17 protein-coding genes and 1 tRNA gene are annotated in these 19,451 nt (G+C 31.9%); 7 read left to right on the top strand and 11 right to left on the bottom strand.

Features of this window, described 5'->3' with window-relative positions; translation table 11 throughout:
• On the top strand, nt 1-770 hold a 770-nt coding region (locus tag R2808_RS09440), incomplete at its 5' end, for an aminoacetone oxidase family FAD-binding enzyme (RefSeq protein ID WP_371270732.1).
• A 41-nt stretch (nt 771-811) separates the two neighbouring features.
• On the opposite strand, the gene R2808_RS09445 is transcribed toward R2808_RS09440, so the two are convergent.
• The 3 genes from R2808_RS09445 to R2808_RS09455 form a co-directional block, all read right to left on the bottom strand.
• The gene (locus tag R2808_RS09445) at nt 812-1,339 is read right to left on the bottom strand and encodes a hypothetical protein (protein ID WP_371270733.1); all 528 of its coding nucleotides are present in this window, start codon (nt 1,337-1,339) and stop codon (nt 812-814) included.
• A gap of 22 nt (nt 1,340-1,361) precedes the next feature.
• Entirely contained in the window at nt 1,362-2,294 is a 933-nt protein-coding gene (locus tag R2808_RS09450) for an OmpA family protein (protein WP_371270734.1), read from the bottom strand.
• Nucleotides 2,295-2,362: 68 nt separating this feature from the next.
• Entirely contained in the window at nt 2,363-2,848 is a 486-nt protein-coding gene (locus R2808_RS09455) for a TspO/MBR family protein (RefSeq protein ID WP_371270735.1), read from the bottom strand.
• A 61-nt stretch (nt 2,849-2,909) separates the two neighbouring features.
• Between R2808_RS09455 and mvaD the strand changes: the two genes are divergently transcribed.
• From mvaD to R2808_RS09475, 4 genes are all read left to right on the top strand, one after another.
• Nucleotides 2,910-3,998 (top strand): diphosphomevalonate decarboxylase, encoded by a 1,089-nt coding sequence (mvaD, locus tag R2808_RS09460; RefSeq protein WP_371270736.1) that lies wholly within the window; start codon nt 2,910-2,912, stop codon nt 3,996-3,998.
• Nucleotides 3,999-4,060: 62 nt separating this feature from the next.
• A complete protein-coding gene (locus tag R2808_RS09465; RefSeq protein WP_371270737.1) occupies nt 4,061-4,999 on the top strand; it encodes a mevalonate kinase in 939 nt (312 codons plus the stop codon).
• Nucleotides 5,000-5,077: 78 nt separating this feature from the next.
• The gene (locus R2808_RS09470) at nt 5,078-5,998 is read left to right on the top strand and encodes a geranylgeranylglycerol-phosphate geranylgeranyltransferase (RefSeq protein ID WP_371270738.1); all 921 of its coding nucleotides are present in this window, start codon (nt 5,078-5,080) and stop codon (nt 5,996-5,998) included.
• Between the two features lie 35 nt (nt 5,999-6,033).
• Complete coding sequence (locus tag R2808_RS09475) at nt 6,034-6,900, top strand: pseudouridine synthase (protein WP_371270739.1); 867 nt, start codon at nt 6,034-6,036, stop codon at nt 6,898-6,900.
• A 471-nt stretch (nt 6,901-7,371) separates the two neighbouring features.
• Here R2808_RS09475 and R2808_RS09480 read toward each other — a convergent pair.
• The 8 genes from R2808_RS09480 to mutY all read right to left on the bottom strand — a co-directional run bounded on the left by R2808_RS09480 (nt 7,372) and on the right by mutY (nt 17,016).
• A tRNA-Asp gene (locus tag R2808_RS09480) sits at nt 7,372-7,445 on the bottom strand.
• A gap of 85 nt (nt 7,446-7,530) precedes the next feature.
• Nucleotides 7,531-8,457 (bottom strand): DUF58 domain-containing protein, encoded by a 927-nt coding sequence (locus R2808_RS09485; protein ID WP_371270740.1) that lies wholly within the window; start codon nt 8,455-8,457, stop codon nt 7,531-7,533.
• An 85-nt stretch (nt 8,458-8,542) separates the two neighbouring features.
• Nucleotides 8,543-8,860: a thioredoxin gene (gene trxA, locus R2808_RS09490; RefSeq protein WP_371270741.1), complete on the bottom strand. Its 318-nt coding sequence runs from the start codon at nt 8,858-8,860 to the stop codon at nt 8,543-8,545.
• 110 nt (nt 8,861-8,970) lie between these two features.
• Nucleotides 8,971-13,482 carry a DNA polymerase III subunit alpha gene (gene dnaE / locus R2808_RS09495; RefSeq protein WP_371270769.1) on the bottom strand — a complete coding sequence of 1,504 codons (4,512 nt, stop codon included), beginning with the start codon at nt 13,480-13,482 and terminating at the stop codon, nt 8,971-8,973.
• A gap of 146 nt (nt 13,483-13,628) precedes the next feature.
• On the bottom strand, nt 13,629-14,180 hold the full coding sequence (gene gldD / locus R2808_RS09500) for a gliding motility lipoprotein GldD (RefSeq protein WP_371270742.1): 552 nt from the start codon (nt 14,178-14,180) through the stop codon (nt 13,629-13,631).
• Complete coding sequence (locus R2808_RS09505; protein WP_371270743.1) at nt 14,180-15,475, bottom strand: gliding motility-associated protein GldE; 1,296 nt, start codon at nt 15,473-15,475, stop codon at nt 14,180-14,182. Before R2808_RS09505 ends, gldD begins: the two co-directional genes overlap by 1 nt.
• A 22-nt stretch (nt 15,476-15,497) precedes the next feature.
• A complete protein-coding gene (locus R2808_RS09510) occupies nt 15,498-15,944 on the bottom strand; it encodes a single-stranded DNA-binding protein (protein WP_371270744.1) in 447 nt (148 codons plus the stop codon).
• Nucleotides 15,945-15,990: 46 nt separating this feature from the next.
• Nucleotides 15,991-17,016 (bottom strand): A/G-specific adenine glycosylase, encoded by a 1,026-nt coding sequence (gene mutY / locus R2808_RS09515; RefSeq protein WP_371270745.1) that lies wholly within the window; start codon nt 17,014-17,016, stop codon nt 15,991-15,993.
• A 135-nt stretch (nt 17,017-17,151) separates the two neighbouring features.
• Here mutY and R2808_RS09520 point away from each other — a divergent pair, with 135 nt between their 5' ends.
• Nucleotides 17,152-17,445, top strand: coding sequence for an HU family DNA-binding protein (locus R2808_RS09520; protein WP_371270746.1), 294 nt, complete (start codon nt 17,152-17,154; stop codon nt 17,443-17,445).
• Nucleotides 17,446-17,766: 321 nt separating this feature from the next.
• Nucleotides 17,767-19,311, top strand: coding sequence for an Rne/Rng family ribonuclease (locus R2808_RS09525; protein ID WP_371270747.1), 1,545 nt, complete (start codon nt 17,767-17,769; stop codon nt 19,309-19,311).
• Nucleotides 19,312-19,451: the final 140 nt, after the last annotated feature.

Here is a 19,451-nt window from a genome sequence, read left to right on the forward strand (position 1 = left end):
TTTGGAAAATAGAAACGAATATCGAAACCTTTAAATGCGAAAAAATAGTTATTACAACAGGAAGTAATCCTAAAATTTGGGAATTACTTTCGGGTTTAAAACACACTATAATTCCGCCAGTTCCATCGCTTTTTACTTTTAATATAAAAAATAGCCTAATTCAAAATTTAATGGGATTAAGCACAAATGTTTCTTTAAAAGTGCTGGGTACAAAATTAAAATCGAACGGAGCTTTATTAATTACTCATTGGGGACTTAGCGGTCCTGCTATTTTAAGATTATCGGCTTGGGGTGCTCGTGTTTTATTCGATAAAAAATATCAGTTTGTATTACAAGTAAATTGGCTAGGCGAAACAAATTTTGAAGAGGCCGCTGCATTTATAAACAATTTACAAATGGAACACGCTAAAAAACAAATAGGAAAATTTTCGCCTTTTGATTTTCCTAAACGATTATGGGAAAACATACTGGCAGAAGCAACTATTAAACCAGATGTAAAATGGGCAGAGTTAACCAAAAAACAACGTGTTCAATTAGCTGAAATACTCACAAATTCGCAATTTCAAGTAAACGGAAAAAGTACGTTTAAAGAAGAGTTTGTAACTGCTGGTGGTGTAGATTTAAAAGAAGTAAATTTTAAAACTATGCAAAGCAAACATTTGCCTAATTTATATTTTGCAGGCGAAGTGCTAAATATAGACGCTATTACAGGCGGTTTTAATTTTCAAAATGCTTGGACAACAGCCTATATTGTATCGCAAAATATCTAAAAAAAAATCGGTATTTTATTACCGATTTTTTTTAATTAGTTTTAACGTTCTTTACCGCCATCTAAAACATCTTGCCAATCTTTTAGTTCTTGCCATTTTCCTTCATAAGCTAATTTTGCTTGACGTGGCCAAGTGCCAGGGTTGTGCATTTGAAACCGTTCGCCTGCTTTGTTTAATATTTCTTGGCATCGATCTACCGAAGTTTCAGAAAGTAGTTTCCAACTTAATATTCCAGATGTTTTAAATAATTCTTCAATTTTAGGGCCAATTCCTTCCACTATTTTTAAATCGTTCTCATTTATTTTTTTACCAAAAACACTTTTGGCAGCCGCAGCATTAAATGCAATAGTGGCAGCCGATGTAAATGATTGTATGTTTGTAGCATCTTTTAAGTTGCGAAGTTTTTCTATATCGCTTCGCAATTGCGAATTCATTCGGTTACAGTTATCTAAATCTGCTTTAAGACTATCGTTGTTAGCGTTTGCATTTTTAGAAAGTTTTCCTAACAAATAACCAAGAATTCCACAAAGAATTCCTACTAATAATGGTATTAAAATACATAAAGTCATAACTATAATTTTTGAGGTTGGGTTATTCTATTTTTATTTCAGCACGTCTGTTTTTGGATTTTCCTTCATCGGTAGTGTTGTCTGCAATTGGCATACTTTCTCCTTTACCAACAGCAATTATTTTGTTTTCAGGTAAACCGTTTGAAACTAAGTACGATTTTAAAAAATTGGCTCTATTTTTAGAATATTCTAAATTGCTCATTTTTACACCAGCTGTAGCGTCGGTATGGCCTTCTACTACAATTTTAGAATTAGGAACGTTTGTTACATAATTTATTATTTTTTGTATTTGTACTTTTTGGTCTTGTGTTAAGCTAATAGTAGATTGCCCTGTTTCGAAATATACCCGAATAGGATTAGCATTAATTTCGTTTCTTATCGTATTCCAATTTAATGCAGGCGTTTCAGTACTTGCCTCTTCTGGAGTTTCAATCCAATTGGCAAATTCAGTTGAAGAAAAAATAGTATCAGCAATACTTAGCTTTTTATTTTGTACACTTGTAACTACCAGCTTGTTTTCGTCAATTCCTTTGGATACTAAATAATTTTTAACAGCTGTTGCTCTTGCTAAACCCAAATCGGGAAAAATAGAATTGTTTTCTTCTTTAGGGTTGTAATTGCCTACAATTGCAAATTTGGCGTCGGAATTGTTTAAATAGTTTTTTAATTTTTCAATTCCTAAATTAATGGAGTCTGAAATAGGAGTAATTAATTTATAATCAGCATTTAAAAATGCAAAATTATCTTTGCAACGAAACGAATCGGTATCGCTGCTAAAATTAAAACCAGACAAAAAATGCAAATCGTTATTTAATGAATTAGCGGCTTTATTTACTGTTGCGTTACTGTTGCACTTTTCTTTGCATGAAGTAGCACAACAAAAATAATATTGCGCCCACATACCTACAAGAATAACAAGAAGCATTCCTATTAGATAAATAGTTTTTTTCGACATAAATTTTATTTAAAAATTATAGTCAAATATATTAATTAAATATTGATTTTTAATGATTTACAGAATTCTTAAAGATTTTTTAAAGATAAAATGTAGATAGACACGGTAAGAATACTTGCAAAACCAACCCAAAAAAGATAAGGTAATAATAATTTTCCGGCTGTTTTATTTTGCGTTTTAAACAGATAGTACGTTTCGTAAATTAACAATAAAAGTAAGAAAATTTCAATGGAAGCTAAAAGCAAATTATTTAAGTAAAAAAACAAATAAACCCATAATACGTTAAAAAATAATTGCACAAAGAAAAAAAGAAGTGCTTTTTTAGTGGCTTGTTTATTTGTGTTTATTTCGTCCCAAATTATTCCTGCAGCGGTTCCCATTAATAAATATAGAACCGTCCAAACAGGAGCAAAAACCCAACCTGGTGGCGTAAAAAAAGGTTTTTCTAGAGTTACATACCAAGTATCTATTGCTGTTTTTGTAAGCAATCCGGAAAGAAAACCAACAACTAAACAGCAAAAAACCATTAGTGCTATTTTAGCGGGTTTGTTCATAGTTTTTAATTTAGTTAAGCAAAGTAACGAATATTTGGTATTTTTGCCTAAATTTTCAACTATGTATTCTGAAAAAGATTTTGTAATTACACAATATAAATTAATAGAAAACGGAAAATTTACTTGGTCTTCCCCTAGTAATATTGCGTTAGTTAAATATTGGGGAAAAAAAGAAAATCAAATTCCTGCAAATCCTTCAATAAGTTTTACGTTACAAAATTGCAAAACCATTACCACTTTACAAGTAAGCCAAAAAGAAAATTCAGCTCATTTTTCATTTGATTTATTTTTTGAAGGAAAACCAAAAGACGATTTTAAACCTAAAATTCAAAAATTTTTAGAACGGATAGAAAACTATTGTCCGTATTTAAAAAAATATCATTTAGAAATTTATACCGAAAATACATTTCCACACAGTTCAGGAATTGCTTCATCAGCATCGGGTATGGCAGCTTTAGCCATGAATGTTATGAGTTTAGAGAAAATGCTAAAACCAGAAATTTCAGATGATTATTTTTATAAAAAAGCCTCTTTTTTAGCTCGATTAGGCAGTGGAAGCGCTTGTAGAAGTATAAAGGGTGAAGTGGTAGTATGGGGCAATCATACTGCAATAGAAAGTAGTTCTAATTTGTATGGCGTTGAGTTTACTCCTATTCATAAAAACTTTAGCAATTATCAAGACACTATTTTATTAGTCGATAAAGGCGAAAAACAAGTATCGAGTACTGTTGGGCACGATTTAATGAACAACCATCCGTTTGCCAAAAAACGTTTTGAACAAGCGCATGATAATCTTTCTAAAATGAAAGCTATTTTACAAAACGGAAATAGAAACGAATTTATAAAAATAGTAGAAAGCGAAGCACTTACATTACACGCTATGATGATGACTTCGATGCCTTATTTTATTTTAATGAAGCCAAACACACTCGAAATTATAAATAAAATTTGGAAGTTTAGAAACAAAACGCAAACACCTGTTTGTTTTACACTCGATGCGGGTGCAAACGTACACGTTTTGTATCCTGAAAATGTAAGAGTAGAAGTTTTACAATTTATTAAAAATGAATTAGTTGGCTATTGTCAAAACAAGCAGTATATTTGCGACCAAATTGGTAGCGGAAGTCAATTTGTAATTAATAAGGTATAATTAATAATTAGTTTTTAATTAATTTTATTATTAACTTTATACTGTAAATCGAAAACTATAAAATGAAAGGACCACTTTTTTATTCGAAAATTTTATTATTTGGCGAATACGGAATTATCCAAGATTCAAAAGGATTGTCTATACCTTATAATTTTTATAAAGGAGCACTTAAAAAGAGTGAAAACCTTTCGGAAGAAGCACAAAAATCGAACAATAGTTTATTTCGTTTTTCTCAATATTTACAGCAATTACAAGATAATCAAACGAATTTAGTAACGTTTGATTTCGAAACATTGAACCGAGATATTTCTGAAGGAATGTATTTTGACTCGAGTATTCCACAAGGTTATGGAGTAGGAAGTAGCGGTGCTTTGGTTGCTGCAATTTACGATAAGTATGCGCTAAATAAAATTACCGTTTTAGAAAACCTTACACGTGATAAATTACTACAATTAAAAGCTGTTTTTGGTCAAATGGAATCGTTTTTTCACGGAAAAAGTTCGGGTTTAGATCCATTAAATAGTTATTTAAGTTTACCCATTTTAATTAATTCTAAAGATAATATTGAACCCGCAGGAATTCCTAGTCAAAGTACCACTGGAAAAGGAGCTGTTTTTTTATTAGACTCTGGAATTGTTGGCGAAACCGCGCCAATGGTTAATATTTTTATGGAAAACCTTAAAGACAAAGGTTTTCGTACGATGTTAAAATCGCAGTTTATAAAATATACCGATGCTTGTGTAGAAAATTTTTTAAAAGGCGATGTAAAGGCATTGTTTGCTAACACCAAAAAGCTTTCTAAAGTAGTCTTAAACAATTTCAAACCGATGATTCCAGAACAGTTTCATCAAATTTGGCAAAAAGGAATTGATACCAATGCCTATTATTTAAAACTTTGTGGTTCTGGCGGAGGTGGCTATATTTTAGGATTCACAGAAGATTTAGACAAAGCAAAAGAAGTTCTAAACGACTATAAACTGGAAGTGGTGTATAACTTTTAAGAGGTAAAAGGTAAAAGGCTATAGATTAGTTAATCTATTTACATTTCTTATTACCCTTAAATATGTGCCTAAAAAGATATGCTAACACGAAAGTCTAAATTATTAGTATTAAAAATTTTCAGCTTTTTTTCGGTTATTAGAGGCTACAATATTTGGGTTGTAGCACTTGCACAATATCTTTCCGCAATATTTATTTTAGCGCCTAACGAACCTGCTTTAACTATTATTTCCGATTGGCGTTTGTTTATAATAGTATTATGTTCCTCTTTAAGTATCGCTTCGGGTTATATTATTAATAATTTTTACGATGCTAAAAAAGATTTAATTAATCGCCCTAAAAAAGTGATGATTGATAGACTCGTAAGACAATCTACTAAGTTAAAAGTTTATTTTACCATAAATTTTGTAGTTGTTGCTTTGGCTTTATTAATTTCGTGGCGCGCAGCTTTCTTTTTTTCAAGCTATATTTTTTTACTTTGGTTTTATTCTCACAAGCTTAAAAAATTTCCAATAATAGGTAACCTCACGGCAGCATTATTGGTCGTTATTCCTTTTTTTGGTGTGTTAATGTATTTTAAAAATTTTTATCATGTAATTTTTGCGCACGCCACCTTTTTGTTTTTGTTGCTTTTAATTCGCGAGTTTGTAAAAGATTTAGAAAATATTGAGGGTGATTTAGTAACTAATTACCAAACCATTCCGGTACGTTTTGGAGAAAAAATAGCAAAAATCAGTATCACTTTTTTAATCTGTTTAACCATTTTTCCTGTTTATTTTTTAACCGATGTTTACAATGTGGGTTATATGGAAATATACTTTTATGTAAGTTTAATTATGCTAGTTTTTTTCTTAATTAAACTTTGGAAATCCGAACAAAAATCGGACTATATAAAGCTTCATTTTCTTTTAAAATTTGTAATTGTAAGTGGCGTTTTTAGTATTATGCTAATCGATTTAAATGTTTTACAACACGGAAGAGCATTATTATCGCAAGTATAATCATAATACACTATCTTTGCATAAAATTAAATACTATGTCACGTCATCAAGGTAACGATAAACGAAATGCTGGTTCTGGAAGACAAGGCGGCTACAAAAAATCGAGCTATTCTAGAGGAAATGCTCCTGTAAAAAACAACACTTCTAATTTTTCAAGAAGTGAAAATAAGCCAACTCAAACTAAAACAAAACCTGAAACCGATGGTATTAGGTTAAATAAATACATTTCAAATTCGGGTGTTTGTAGCCGAAGAGAAGCCGATATCTATATTCAAAGCGGTAACGTAAAAGTGAACGGAGAAGTAATAACCGAAATGGGTTATAAAGTAAAACCAAACGATGAAGTTTTGTTTGATGGAACACGATTAACTCCTGAAAAAAAAGTGTATCTATTATTAAATAAGCCTAAAAATTTTTCAACTTCTGATGATGACGGACAAGCCAACGTATTAAATTTAGTAAGAAATGCTACCAAAGCACCTATAAAACCAGTGGGTAGAATGGACAAAACCACTACGGGTTTGTTGTTGTTTACTAATGATAACGATATGCTAACGAAGTTTTCGCAACCCAAGCAGCGTTCGTCTAAACTATATCAAATAAGTTTAGATAAAAACTTGAAGTTTGAAGATTTTGAAAAAATAGAAAAAGGCTTGTTTATTGACGACCATAAAATTATGGTTGAAGAAATTTCGTATATAGAAAATGAACCCAAAAGCGAAATAGGTGTAAAAATGAAAACAGCCAATGTAAAAGTTGTTCGTAGAATTTTTGAACATTTAAACTATAATGTTTTAAAGCTAGACCGTGTTACTTTTGCAGGATTAACCAAAAAGAATTTACCACGAGGAAATTGGCGTTTTTTAACCGAACAAGAAATTATTAATTTGCGAAATATATAACATTAGTATTTTGTATATTTTTTATTTGCAAACAATAAAGTAATCGTTTTTTAGTATCGTAACCAAAATTTAAACGAATTTATTAACCCTTTGGGTATAACTACTCCAAATTGTCAATTCGAGTGAAATTCTTTTAGAATTTTATATTGAGAATCAATTTGAAAGTAATTTTTCCTAGTTTCGATACGATTTTCTATCAAAAATCGAACTAACGGAAATAATTACCTAATTTTAATTCCACCCAACAAGTAATATATAGAATAAAAATAGTCTTTAAAAACAAAAAAGCCCTTCCAAATTAATGGAACAGCTTTTCATTGGTCTAACTACTAAACCTATCTGGTTTTACCCAGATATAAACAACACAACTATTTTGATTTGTCTTTTAAATATATTTTAGACAAATAGGTAACTTTTTTGGGCAAAAAAGCATTCCGATTCCTCAGAATGCTTATTTATTTTGCAACCTTGCGGTCTGGACGGGACTCGAACCCGCGACCCCATGCGTGACAGGCATGTATTCTAACCAACTGAACTACCAAACCGTTGCTGTAATGCGGTTGCAAATATACAACGCAATTTTAAATCTCCAAATATTTTTTAAATAAAAATTAATTTTTTTTTCATTAATTAGCCAAACTTCTGTTTTTCAATTAAATAGGTAACAAGTGTTTTTTCAAAATTTTTACCTACTTCAACAGGTACATACTGAATTTTATATTGTAAACAACTTTCTTTTATTCTTGTAAAATAATGGCTAATGCTTTTTTCGTAATCGTTTTTTATATTTTCGGCAAATACATTTATAGTTTCTCCTGTTTCTAGGTCGATAAACTTTTTTGGCGAATTGTCAAAATCAAACTGAAATTCTGTTTTTTTATCATATACATGAAAAACAATTACTTTGTGTTTGTTGTGTTTTAAATGCTGTAATGCTTTAAAAATAGCATCTTCGTTTTGTTGTTGAAACATATCGGTAAACAAAATTACCATTGATCGTTTATGAATTTTTTCGGCAATTTGATGTAAATAGGAAACGGTATTGGTTTTTTTACTGTTTTTATTAGTAGCTAATGTTTCTTCGAGTTTGTTTAACAACATTCTATGGTGGCGGTCGCTTCCTTTTTCTGGTGAATAATATTCATAGGTGTCGGCATATAAGCTTAATCCTACGGCATCGCGTTGCTTTTTAAGCAAGTTCATTAAACTTGCAGCAGCTAACACCGAAAAACCTATTTTGTTTTCATAAAACTCTTGGTTTAATTGCAGCTTTGGGTAGTGCATAGACGTAGAATTATCTACAATAAGATGGCAACGCAAATTGGTTTCTTCTTCAAAAGTTTTGGTATATAATCTATCAGTTTTTGCAAATAATTTCCAATCGATGTTTTTTGTACTTTCGCCCGAATTGTAAATTTTATGTTCTGCAAATTCTGCCGAAAAACCATGAAATGGCGATTTGTGCATGCCCGAAATAAAACCTTCTACCACTTGATTGGCTAAAAGTTCTAAATGCTGAACGGAAGCTATTTTTTCTAATTGCGATTCTATTTTCATACCAATCAAAGATAATGATTTCTTAAAAATAAAAAAGAGCAAACGAAAGTTTGCTCTTCAAATTTTAAGCTGTTATTGTGTTTTGTTATAATAACGCATCAATAGCATCAGTGTAAGTTTTTTTAGGCGCAACACCTACTTGGCGACCTACTACTTCTCCATTTTGAAAAACTAAAACGGTAGGAATGTTACGAACGCCATATTTTGCTGCAAATTCTTGGTTTGCATCTACATCAACTTTACCTACTATTGCTTTTCCTTCATATTCTGTTGCTATTTCGTCTATAACTGGACCAACCATTCTACAAGGACCACACCAAGCTGCCCAAAAATCTACTACTACTGGTTTATTTGATTGTAATACTACTTCGTCAAAAGTAGCATCTGTAATTGCTAATGCCATATTGTTTTAATTTATGTTATTGAATACAAATTTAGTTATTTATTTTAATAATATTGGTCTAATAACATTAGTTTTCATTATGCTAATATAACTTAAACTTATACAAAATATTAATTGAGTTTAAAATTAATTTGATGATTTTCAAGTTCTTGCAATAACTCAGTAGAAATAGTAACTTTTAATTTTCGGCTTTGCATACTTAATTTGGTTATTACCTTAAATTCTTCTACTTCTGTTATTGATGGAATTGTAGCGTCGTCTATACTTTCTTCATGTACATCTTCATTTTCAATGGCTTCAGAAAGCACTTCTGTTATAACTTGTTTCTTTATTTTTTCTAGTTCGGCAACTTCTATAACGACTTGGTTGTTCCCTTTTTGTTTTTCAAAAATATCGTGCAAAAGCAAAATCATATCTTTGTTTAAATCGTGTATGCTAAAGTGAAGTACAATTTTTTTAGCAAATGAAGCTAATACATCTTGTAAATATTGAACGGCTAAAAATTGAATTTTGGGATCGCTTTTTCTGCCATCGGCATTCGTCCAACCGTCTTTTACCATAAAACGGAAATACGTAAAATTATTAGGAATTAAAAAATGTCGAAATTTTAAGTATTCTTCGCCAAAAATTCGAAATTCGTAACTATCATCGTAACCTTCTAATGTGAAAGTTGCCCAACCTTTATTGTTTTTAGAAACACGATGCTCTACCTTGGTAATAATGCCACCAACGGAAATGTTTTTACCAACTTGTTTATTTAAATCTGCCAATTGTTCTAGTGTAGTGTTGCAGAAATAGTACATTTCATATTTATAATCGTCAAGCGGATGACCCGATATATATATGCCCACTACTTCTTTTTCTTTAGCTAACTTTTCCATAGTGTTCCATTCTTCGCACGGAGGAACAGTTGGTTCTGGAATTTGAACTTCAGAAGCGTCGCCAAATAGGCTTACTTGCGCCGAATTTTCGTTTTCTTGATATTTTGCGCCGTATTTCATAGCTTTTTCAAGAAAGGTTGTTGTGTCGTCTTCTGCGTAAAAATATTGTGCTCTGTGTGTGTCGTTAAAACAATCGAAACCACCTGCTAATGCAAGGTTTTCGAAAGCTTTTTTGTTAGCAGCACGTAAATCTATTCGTTTAGCAACGTCAAAAATAGATTTGTATTTTCCGTTTTTTCTGTTTGCAACAATAGTATCTACAGCGCCTTGACCAACGCCTTTTATAGCGCCCATTCCAAAGCGAACTGCGTAATCTTCATTTACCGTAAATTTATAATACGATTCGTTAACATCAGGACCCAAAACTTTTAATCCCATTCGTTTGCACTCTTCCATAAAGAATGAAACTTGTTTAATATCGTTCATGTTATTGGATAGAACCGCTGCCATATATTCCGCGGGATAATGTGCTTTTAAATAAGCCGTTTGATACGCAATCCAAGCATAACACGTAGAGTGCGATTTATTGAAAGCGTAACTTGCGAATGCTTCCCAATCTTTCCAAATCTTTTCTAAAACTGTTGCATCGTGTCCTTTAGCAGAAGCTTGCTCGACGAATTTTGGTTTCATTTTGTCCAAAACGTCTTTTTGCTTCTTACCCATTGCTTTACGTAAAACATCAGCTTCACCTTTTGTAAATCCGGCTAATTTTTGAGAAAGCAACATTACCTGCTCTTGATATACGGTAATGCCATAGGTTTCGGCTAAATATTCTTCACAAGCATCTAAATCGTAAGTAATTTCTTCTTCACCATTTTTTCTACGAATAAACGAAGGAATGTATTCTAACGGACCAGGACGATAGAGTGCATTCATTGCAATTAAGTCGCCAAAAACTGTGGGCTTCAATTCCTTCATATATTTTTGCATTCCGGGCGACTCGTATTGGAATATACCAACTGTTTCTCCTCTTTGGAACAATTCATAGGTTTTTACATCATCAATTGGAAACTCATCAGGATTCAGTTCAATTCCTGTGCGATACTTAACCAATTTTACGGTATCTTTTATTAAGGTTAAGGTTTTTAAACCCAAGAAGTCCATTTTTAATAATCCCGCACTTTCGGCAACTGAGTTGTCGAATTGGGTTACATACAAATCAGAATCTTTTGCTGTTCTTACCGGTACATAATTGGTAATATCTGAAGGCGTAATAATTACACCACAAGCGTGAATTCCAGTATTGCGAAGCGAGCCCTCTAAAACCTTAGCTTGCTGAATGGTTTCTCCTGCTAGATCTTCCGTATTAGCAATTTCAATTAATTCTTTTACTCTATCAAATTCTTCCGAACGAAGCGCTTTTTTTACTTCCGTTTCATCTTCTCTTAAAAAACGTGCTAAATTCCATTTTGAAGGCATCATTCCTGGAATAAGTTTCGCAATTCTATCGGCTTCAAATAAAGGTAAATCGAGTACACGTGCCGTATCTCGAATAGCCGACTTGGTTGCCATTTTACCGTAGGTAATAATTTGTGCCACTTGATTGGCTCCATATTTATTAATTACATAATCCATTACGCGGCTTCGACCTTCATCATCAAAGTCGATATCAATATCGGGCATCGATACGCGATCTGGATTTAAGAAACGTTCGAAAAGCAAATCGTATTTAATTGGGTCAATATTGGTAATTCCTAAACAATAAGCAACCGCAGAACCCGCTGCAGAACCACGACCAGGACCAACCGAAACGTCCATTTTACGTGCTTCGGCAATAAAATCTTGTACAATTAAGAAATAACCTGGGTAACCAGAGTTTGAAATCGTTAATAATTCAAAATCTAATCGTTCTTGAATTTCTGGCGTAATTTCGCCGTATCGTTTCTTAGCTCCTTCTATAGTTAAATGACGTAAATAAGCATTTTCGCCACGTACTCCACCATCAATAGCATCTTCAGGGTTTACAAATTCCACAGGAATATCGTATTTTGGAAGCAAAACATCGCGATATAACGAATAGGTTTCAACTTTATCAATAATTTCTTGAATATTGATAATAGCATCAGGTAAATCGGAAAAAAGTTTTTTCATTTCTTCTTCCGACTTGTAATAGTATTCTTGGTTGGGCAATCCGTACCGATAACCTCGTCCGCGACCAATTGGCGTAGCTTGTTTTTCGCCATCTTTTACACACAATAAGATATCGTGCGCATTCGCATCTTCTTTATCTAAGTAATATGTATTGTTCGTTGCAACTAATTTGATATTATGTTTTTGCGAAAATGAAATTAATGTTTGGTTAACACGATTTTCATCTTCTTGGTTGTGTCGCATGATTTCCAAATAGAAATCTTCTCCAAACTTTTCTTTCCACCAAAGCAAAGCTTCTTCGGCTTGATTTTCGCCAATATTTAAAATCTTACTAGAAACCTCTCCATACAAATTCCCAGATAAAACTATTACATCTTCTTTGTATTGCTCAACAATTGCTCTGTCTATTCTTGGTACGTAATAAAAACCATCAGTATAAGCAATGGAAGTCATTTTGGCTAAGTTGTGATACCCTTTTTTATTTTTCGCTAAAAACACAATTTGATAACCATTATCTTTTTTAGTTCGATCTAAATGATTATCGCAAACATACAATTCACAACCAACGATAGGCTTTATTTCAACTTCGGTTGGTTCTTTACCGGCTTCAATTGCGGCTTCGTTTTTAGCTTTTGCCGCTTTATTATGATTCATTACCGCACTTACAAAGTGAAATGCACCCATCATATTTTCTGTGTCGGTTAAGGCTACTGCTGGCATTTTTTGTTTTGCTGTTGCTGCAACCAAATCTGGAATGGAAATGGTAGATTGTAGAACCGAAAATTGAGAATGATTATGGAGATGCGCAAACTTGGCATGCTGTAAATCTTTTTTATCCGATTCAGTAACCGAAGTTTGTTGGTTTTCTTGTTCAAATTTTTGAAGACGGCGTCTTATTTCATCAGAAGCTGCTTTTAAATTGATGTGTTTTAAACCAATTAATTGAATTTCTTTCGGATTGTTTTCTCTAAATCGAATAAAATAATCGGGTGTTACATCGAGTTCTTCTTTTGTAAAAACTTCGCGTTTAATTAATTCTAAAAAACAACGCGTTGTTGCTTCCACATCGGCAGTTGCATTATGTGCTTCTGCAAAAGAAACACCAAATAAATATTGATGTAATTCGGTTAATGTTGGTAATTTAAATTTTCCGCCACGCCCACCAGGAAGTTTTAGTAGTTCGGCAGTAGTTTCGGTACAAGTATCAAGAACGGGAAGTTTAGTTAAGTTAGTTGCAATATTCAAACGATGAAATTCGCAACCCATAATATTTACATCGAAACCTACATTTTGTCCGACTACATATTTGGTTTTAGATAGCGCAATATTAAATTTTTCTAAAACTTCTGTAAGTGAAATACCTTTTTCTTGTGCTAATTCGGTCGAAATTCCATGAATACGTTCAGAATCATACGGAATATTAAAACCTTCTGGCTGTATTAAATAATCTTGGTGTTCAATTAAATTACCCATTTCATCGTGCAATTGCCAAGCAATTTGAACGCAACGTGGCCAGTTATCGGTGTCCGTAATTGGAGCTGCCCAGCTTTTAGGTAATCCAGTAGTTTCGGTGTCGAAAATTAAATACATAATTGCAAAATCTAAATAGTTAATTCCATTAAAAAACGGAACTTTCAAAATTACGTTTAATAAAATTTATATTCAATTTTAGTTATTAACATAAACAAAAAAGCAACCATTTTGTGGTTGCTTTTTTACTTTTAAAACCTTTATAATTATTGCCACGCAACGGTTTCCATAATTTTTCTAATATCGTTTTTTATGTAATTTGCAGCGGGTAAAATAGAATCGTAATTAGGTTTAGCATAAAAATACATGCTACCGTATAGAAAATTTTTAGTGCTATCGGTAACATAGAATTGTGCATTTGTTGCTGCATTACCGCCAACTTCTGAGAACATTCCATATACTTTATTAGTATTGTTTATAAAAGGTTGCGAGCTAATTTCATCGGCTTTTATAACGTGATCGTATGTTAATTTTTGAGCATCGCGTAATAGACTATCTATATTATTAGTTACGGGTTTGTAAGTAAGATAAATTGTAGCTTTCATTTTTGGGTAGTGAAGCTCAAATTCGCATTTTTTTTCAGCTTTTATTTTAGCGATGCTATTATAATCGAACGAAAAATTACAATTCGAATTAAATTTTCCGTAAACAGGGTAGGGGTATTCTAATTGCAACTGTGCTTTAGGTTTTGGCAAGGTGTTGTCTTGGCAAGCGCTAAGTAGAAGTAAACCCATAAAGTAATAAAAAAATCGAATCATTAGGTAAGCGTTACTTTTATTTGTTTTATTCTTCGTTTGTCTAAACTTTCTATGGTAAACAGATAATTTTCAAATGAAATTTTTTGATTTTTTTTAGGAAAATTACCCGAAATTTCCAATATAAATCCGGCTAAAGTTTCGGCTTCGCCTTTGGCGTTTTCAAAAATTTCGGCATCTATATCTATAATTCTGTAAAAATCTTTTAAACTAATCTTTCCTTCAAAAACGTAATTTTTATCGTCTAATTGCGAATAAATTAAATCTTCATCATCAAATTCATCGCTAATATCGCCTACAATTTCTTCTAAAATATCTTCTAATGATATTAAACCTGAAGTTCCACCATATTCATCAACCACTATGGCTAAATGGTTTTTCATGCCTTGAAATTCTTTTAAAAGATTATCTAGTTTTTTGTTTTCTGGAACAAAAAAAGGTTCGCGTAGTAATTGTTGCCAATTAAAATTTGCAGCTTCATCAATATACGGAATTAAATCCTTTATAAACAATACACCTTCTATTTGGTCGATACTTTCGCTGTAAACGGGAATTCGCGAATAGCCTTTTTCAATAATTTTTGGTAAAACTTCGCTAAACGATTCTTCGATATTAAGTGCAAATAAATCGATACGCGGGCTCATAATTTGGCGCACTTCTGTGTTGCCAAATGTTACGATGCCTTCTAATATTTTTTGTTCTTCTTGTGAGGTCTCTTCTTGATTGGTAAGTTCTAATGCTTGCGATAATTGATCGACCGAAAAATTGGTTTTTTGAACACTAAATTTCTTTTCAATAAATTGCGTTATGTTGCGCATAGGAACCGTTAGTGGTGTAAAAATATAATCTAAAATTACTAGCGGAATAACTACCGTTTTTGCAAAAGAAACATTGTTTCTGTTGGCATAAATTTTTGGTAAAACTTCGCCAAAAAGCAAAATTAAAAAGGTTACTACTACTACTTCTAACACAAACCGAAGCCAATAAATACTAATGCCACCAAAAAGTTTTTCGCTAAAGGAAGAAAAAATGATAACAATAGCAATATTTATAAAATTATTAGCAACCAAAATGGTGGCTAACAATTTTTTAGGATGATTTAAAAGTTGGTTAATTTTTAAACCTTTATTATAGTCGGTTTCTTGTAAATCGTCTAAATCTTTTTGCGAAAGAGAAAATAATGCTACTTCGGAACCCGAAATAAAAGCAGAACAAATAAGCAAAAAAACTACTATAACACTACTTAGCAGTAATGAAAAATCGACAGAAGAGAATAAACTGGAAGGATCTGGATCCAAATTAAAAGAAATTAGTTAAACATTAAAAAGGCAAATCGTCGTTACCCGAATTTTCGTGGTCAAAATTAGTTTTTTTATCCGAATTTGAAATAGCATTACTGTCATTTTGTTTGCTATTGGCTTCTGAATCTTTTTTTGTGGTTAAAAATGTAAATTCGGTTACTTGAATTTCGGTTGTGTATTTAGTTGTGCCATCTTCGGCTTGCCATTGACGCGATTTTATGCGACCTTCAATATAAATTTTATCACCTTTAGAAAGGTATTTTTCGCAAATTTCGGCAGCTTTGTTGCGTACAACTATGTTGTGCCACTCGGTTGAGGTTATTTTTTCGCCCGTAGATTTGTTTATATAAACCTCGTTAGTGGCAAGTGGAAATCGACCTATGCAGTTTCCTCCATCAAAATAGTGCATTTTTATTTCGTCTCCTAAGTGTCCTATTAAAACTACTTTATTCACTGTTCCATTCATGGCGTGTATGTTTTTGTTTAATCAAATATACTACTTTTTACGAAAATCAAAAATAATTAGCATTTATAAAATTAAAAATTACAATAGGAAAAGGTTTTGTTTTAAGTTCTTCTAGCGAAATAGCATTTGGAATTGTATTGGTAAGTTTAACTTCAAAAAAATGAATATGCAAATGCTGATGTGATAATTTGTGTATTATTGCTTTTTTATTGATGACTGAAATTTTTTTAGTCCTATATTTTTCGATGAGTTGTAACCGAACCAAATTTGTTTCACTTTTTGATGTTTCTAGCAATGGAAATTGAAACAAGTTTTTCCAAATTCCGTTAGCAGTTCGCTTTTCAATTACAAAATAACCACGATTATCGCAAACAACAGCATAATTAAAGTAGCGATTGGTAATTTTTGTACGTTTTAACTTAACGGGTAATTCGTTAATTTTATTTTTTTGCAAGGCAAAACAGCTGGTGTTAAAAACACAATTGTTACAATTTGGGTTTTTAGGAGTGCATTGTATAGCGCCAAACTCCATTAAGGCTTGGTTAAATAAGGCTGCTTTACCTTTTGGTAAAAGCGAATTTGCTAAATCTTGAAACTCTTTTTTGGTTTTATTTTCAGAAATATCTAACGCAATGCCAAAATAACGAGCCAATACCCTAAAAACATTTCCATCTACAACAGCAATATCTTCATTGTAACTTATAGAAGCAATTGCAGCAGCTGTGTATTCGCCTACACCTTTTAATTTTAATAATTCGTTGTAGTTTTTAGGAAAAATTCCGTTTAATTCGTTAGTAATATATTTTGCTGTGGCGTGTAAATTTCGAGCACGAGAATAATAACCTAAACCTTGCCACAATTTTAAAACTTGCTCTTCTGAAGCATTAGCTAAGTTAGCAACCGTAGGAAAAGTTTCTGTAAAGGCTAAATAATAAGGCAACCCTTGTGCAACCCGAGTTTGTTGCAACATAATTTCCGATAACCAAATGTTATACGGATTTTTAGTTTTTCGCCAAGGCAAATCGCGTTTATTTTGTTTGTACCAATTAATTAAAGTTGTAGAAAAAGTCATTTCTTTTAAGAAAATACAAAAGTATTAATTTTTAATCGTTAAAATTTAGTGAATTAAGGTTGATAAATTGTTTTTTTAATTTGTATATTTGCACACTCAAAAAAAGTGTATAAAATATAGTAATACGAAAAGAAAATGACGAAAGCAGATATCGTAACGAAAATTTCTGACAAATTAGGTCTTGAAAAAGCTGATGTTCAAGCAACTGTAGAATCTTTCATGGAGGAAGTAAAAACTTCATTAGAAACAGGAGATAATGTTTACTTAAGAGGTTTTGGTAGTTTTATAGTTAAAACTAGAGCAGAAAAAACAGGTAGAAACATTTCTAAAAACACTACAATTAAAATACCTGCACACAATATACCTGCATTTAAACCAGCAAAAGTATTTGTAGAAGGTGTAAAAACAAAAACTGAAGTTACAGTATAAAATTATTTATTAATCTAAACCAACAAGTTATGCCAAGTGGTAAAAAAAGAAAAAGACATAAGGTAGCAACTCACAAACGTAAAAAGAGAGCAAGAGCTAACCGACACAAAAAGAAAAAGTAGTGTAATACTACTTTTCTTTTTTTAATGTTCTTTGAAATGAATCAGTAAACTACTGATTATCGGGTAAAAATACCTGTAAAAAATGTTTAATCCATCCTTACAATTCAGTTATGAATTATGAGTTATGAGTTACGAGTTGTTAAACTGTAAACTGTAAACTGCAAACTGTAAACTAATAGTTAGGATAAAAATTTACGGAATGAATAAAGAATTAATTATTAGATCCGATTCTGATGCTGTAGATTTTGCCTTATTAAAAGATGGAAAACTAATAGAATTACATAAAGAAGAAGAAAAAAAATCAAATTTTCAAGTTGGCGATATTTTTATTGCTAAAATTAGAAAACCCGTTCCAGGCTTAAATGCGGCATTTGTAAACGTAGGCTACGAAAAAGACGCCTTTTTACACTATCACGATTTAGGGCCCAATCTTCCTTCTTTATTAAAATTTATTAAACTTGTAAGCGCAGGTAAAACAAAAGATTATTCACTCAAAAACTTTCCTTTTGAACCTGAAATTAATAAAGATGGTGCTATAGCCGATGTGCTAAGTGCTAATCAATCAGTTTTAGTACAAATAGTAAAAGAACCAATTTCAACAAAAGGCCCACGTATTAGTTCCGAAATTTCATTAGCCGGACGATATGTTGTGCTTGTTCCTTTTTCCGATAGAGTTTCGGTTTCGCAAAAAATAGAATCTAAAGAAGAAAAAGACCGCTTAAAAAGATTGGTAAAATCTATTAAACCAAAAGGATTTGGGGTTATTGTTCGCACAGTAGCCGAAGGCAAAAAAGTAGCTGAATTAGATAAAGATTTACAAAACTTAGTTGACCGTTGGTCGGCTATGTGTAAACGATTAAAAACAGCACATCATCCCTCAAAAGTATTAGGAGAACTTAACAAAGCTTCTTCTATTTTAAGAGATGTATTTAACGATACCTTTACGGGTATTTATGTAGATGACGAAGAATTGTATCTACAAACGAAGGACTATTTGCAAGAAATAGCTCCAGATAAAGTGTCTATCGTAAAACACTATCACTCTAAAGATTTGCCTCTTTTTGAAAAATATCATATCGAAAGACAAATAAAAACGTCTTTTGGTAAAACCGTTTCTATGCAAAAAGGTGCTTATTTAATTATTGAACACACCGAAGCTTTACACGTTATCGATGTAAATAGCGGTAACCGTTCTAACAAAGCACAAAGCCAAGAAGAAACAGCTTTAGAAGTAAATATGATTGCAGCAGCAGAAATTGCAAGACAACTACGATTGCGCGATATGGGCGGAATTATTGTGGTCGATTTTATTGATATGCAAGATGCTGAAAACAGAAAGCAATTGTACGACTTTTTAAGAGAAGAAATGAGTGACGATAAGGCAAAACACAAAATCTTGCCTCCTAGCAAATTTGGATTAATTCAAATTACTAGACAAAGAGTTAGACCAGAAGTAAATATCAAAACAAGAGAAGAAAATCCTAACGGAAACGGAGAAATAGAAGCTCCAATTTTAATTGTTGATAAAATAACGGCTGACCTTGAACGCATTATAAAAGACCATAAAAAAGTGGTGCTAAACACGCATCCTTTTGTGGCAGCATACCTTGAAAAAGGTTTTCCATCAGTTCGTATGAAGTGGTTCATCGAACATAAAAAATGGGTGAAAATTATACCTCGTGACGCTTACACGTATCTTGAATACCATTTCTTTGATGAAAAAGGAAATGAGATTAAATTATAACTGATTTTCAGTTTAAAATTAAACCGCTTTTCGTAATTGATTGGCGGTTTTTTTATACCTGAAGTCCACAGGACTTCCTCCTCTTAATCTCAAATCTCGTGACGCTTACACGTATCTTGAATACCATTTCTTTGATGAAA

It is taken from the genome of Flavobacterium sp., from assembly GCF_041392005.1.
Taxonomy (GTDB): Bacteria; Bacteroidota; Bacteroidia; order Flavobacteriales; family Flavobacteriaceae; genus Flavobacterium.

Bases quoted from the DNA above. Each gene is read 5' to 3' on its own strand.
- R2808_RS09475 (WP_371270739.1), top strand. From the start codon at position 6,034: ATGTCACGTCATCAAGGTAACGATAAACGAAATGCTGGTTCTGGAAGA.
- R2808_RS09510 (WP_371270744.1), bottom strand. From the start codon at position 15,944: ATGAATGGAACAGTGAATAAAGTAGTTTTAATAGGACACTTAGGAGAC.
- trxA (WP_371270741.1), bottom strand. From the start codon at position 8,860: ATGGCATTAGCAATTACAGATGCTACTTTTGACGAAGTAGTATTACAA.
- R2808_RS09465 (WP_371270737.1), top strand. From the start codon at position 4,061: ATGAAAGGACCACTTTTTTATTCGAAAATTTTATTATTTGGCGAATAC.
- R2808_RS09520 (WP_371270746.1), top strand. From the start codon at position 17,152: ATGACGAAAGCAGATATCGTAACGAAAATTTCTGACAAATTAGGTCTT.
- R2808_RS09470 (WP_371270738.1), top strand. From the start codon at position 5,078: ATGCTAACACGAAAGTCTAAATTATTAGTATTAAAAATTTTCAGCTTT.
- R2808_RS09450 (WP_371270734.1), bottom strand. From the start codon at position 2,294: ATGTCGAAAAAAACTATTTATCTAATAGGAATGCTTCTTGTTATTCTT.
- R2808_RS09525 (WP_371270747.1), top strand. From the start codon at position 17,767: ATGAATAAAGAATTAATTATTAGATCCGATTCTGATGCTGTAGATTTT.
- R2808_RS09485 (WP_371270740.1), bottom strand. From the start codon at position 8,457: ATGAAAATAGAATCGCAATTAGAAAAAATAGCTTCCGTTCAGCATTTA.
- R2808_RS09455 (WP_371270735.1), bottom strand. From the start codon at position 2,848: ATGAACAAACCCGCTAAAATAGCACTAATGGTTTTTTGCTGTTTAGTT.
- mutY (WP_371270745.1), bottom strand. From the start codon at position 17,016: ATGACTTTTTCTACAACTTTAATTAATTGGTACAAACAAAATAAACGC.
- R2808_RS09445 (WP_371270733.1), bottom strand. From the start codon at position 1,339: ATGACTTTATGTATTTTAATACCATTATTAGTAGGAATTCTTTGTGGA.
- gldD (WP_371270742.1), bottom strand. From the start codon at position 14,180: ATGATTCGATTTTTTTATTACTTTATGGGTTTACTTCTACTTAGCGCT.
- dnaE (WP_371270769.1), bottom strand. From the start codon at position 13,482: ATGTATTTAATTTTCGACACCGAAACTACTGGATTACCTAAAAGCTGG.
- mvaD (WP_371270736.1), top strand. From the start codon at position 2,910: ATGTATTCTGAAAAAGATTTTGTAATTACACAATATAAATTAATAGAA.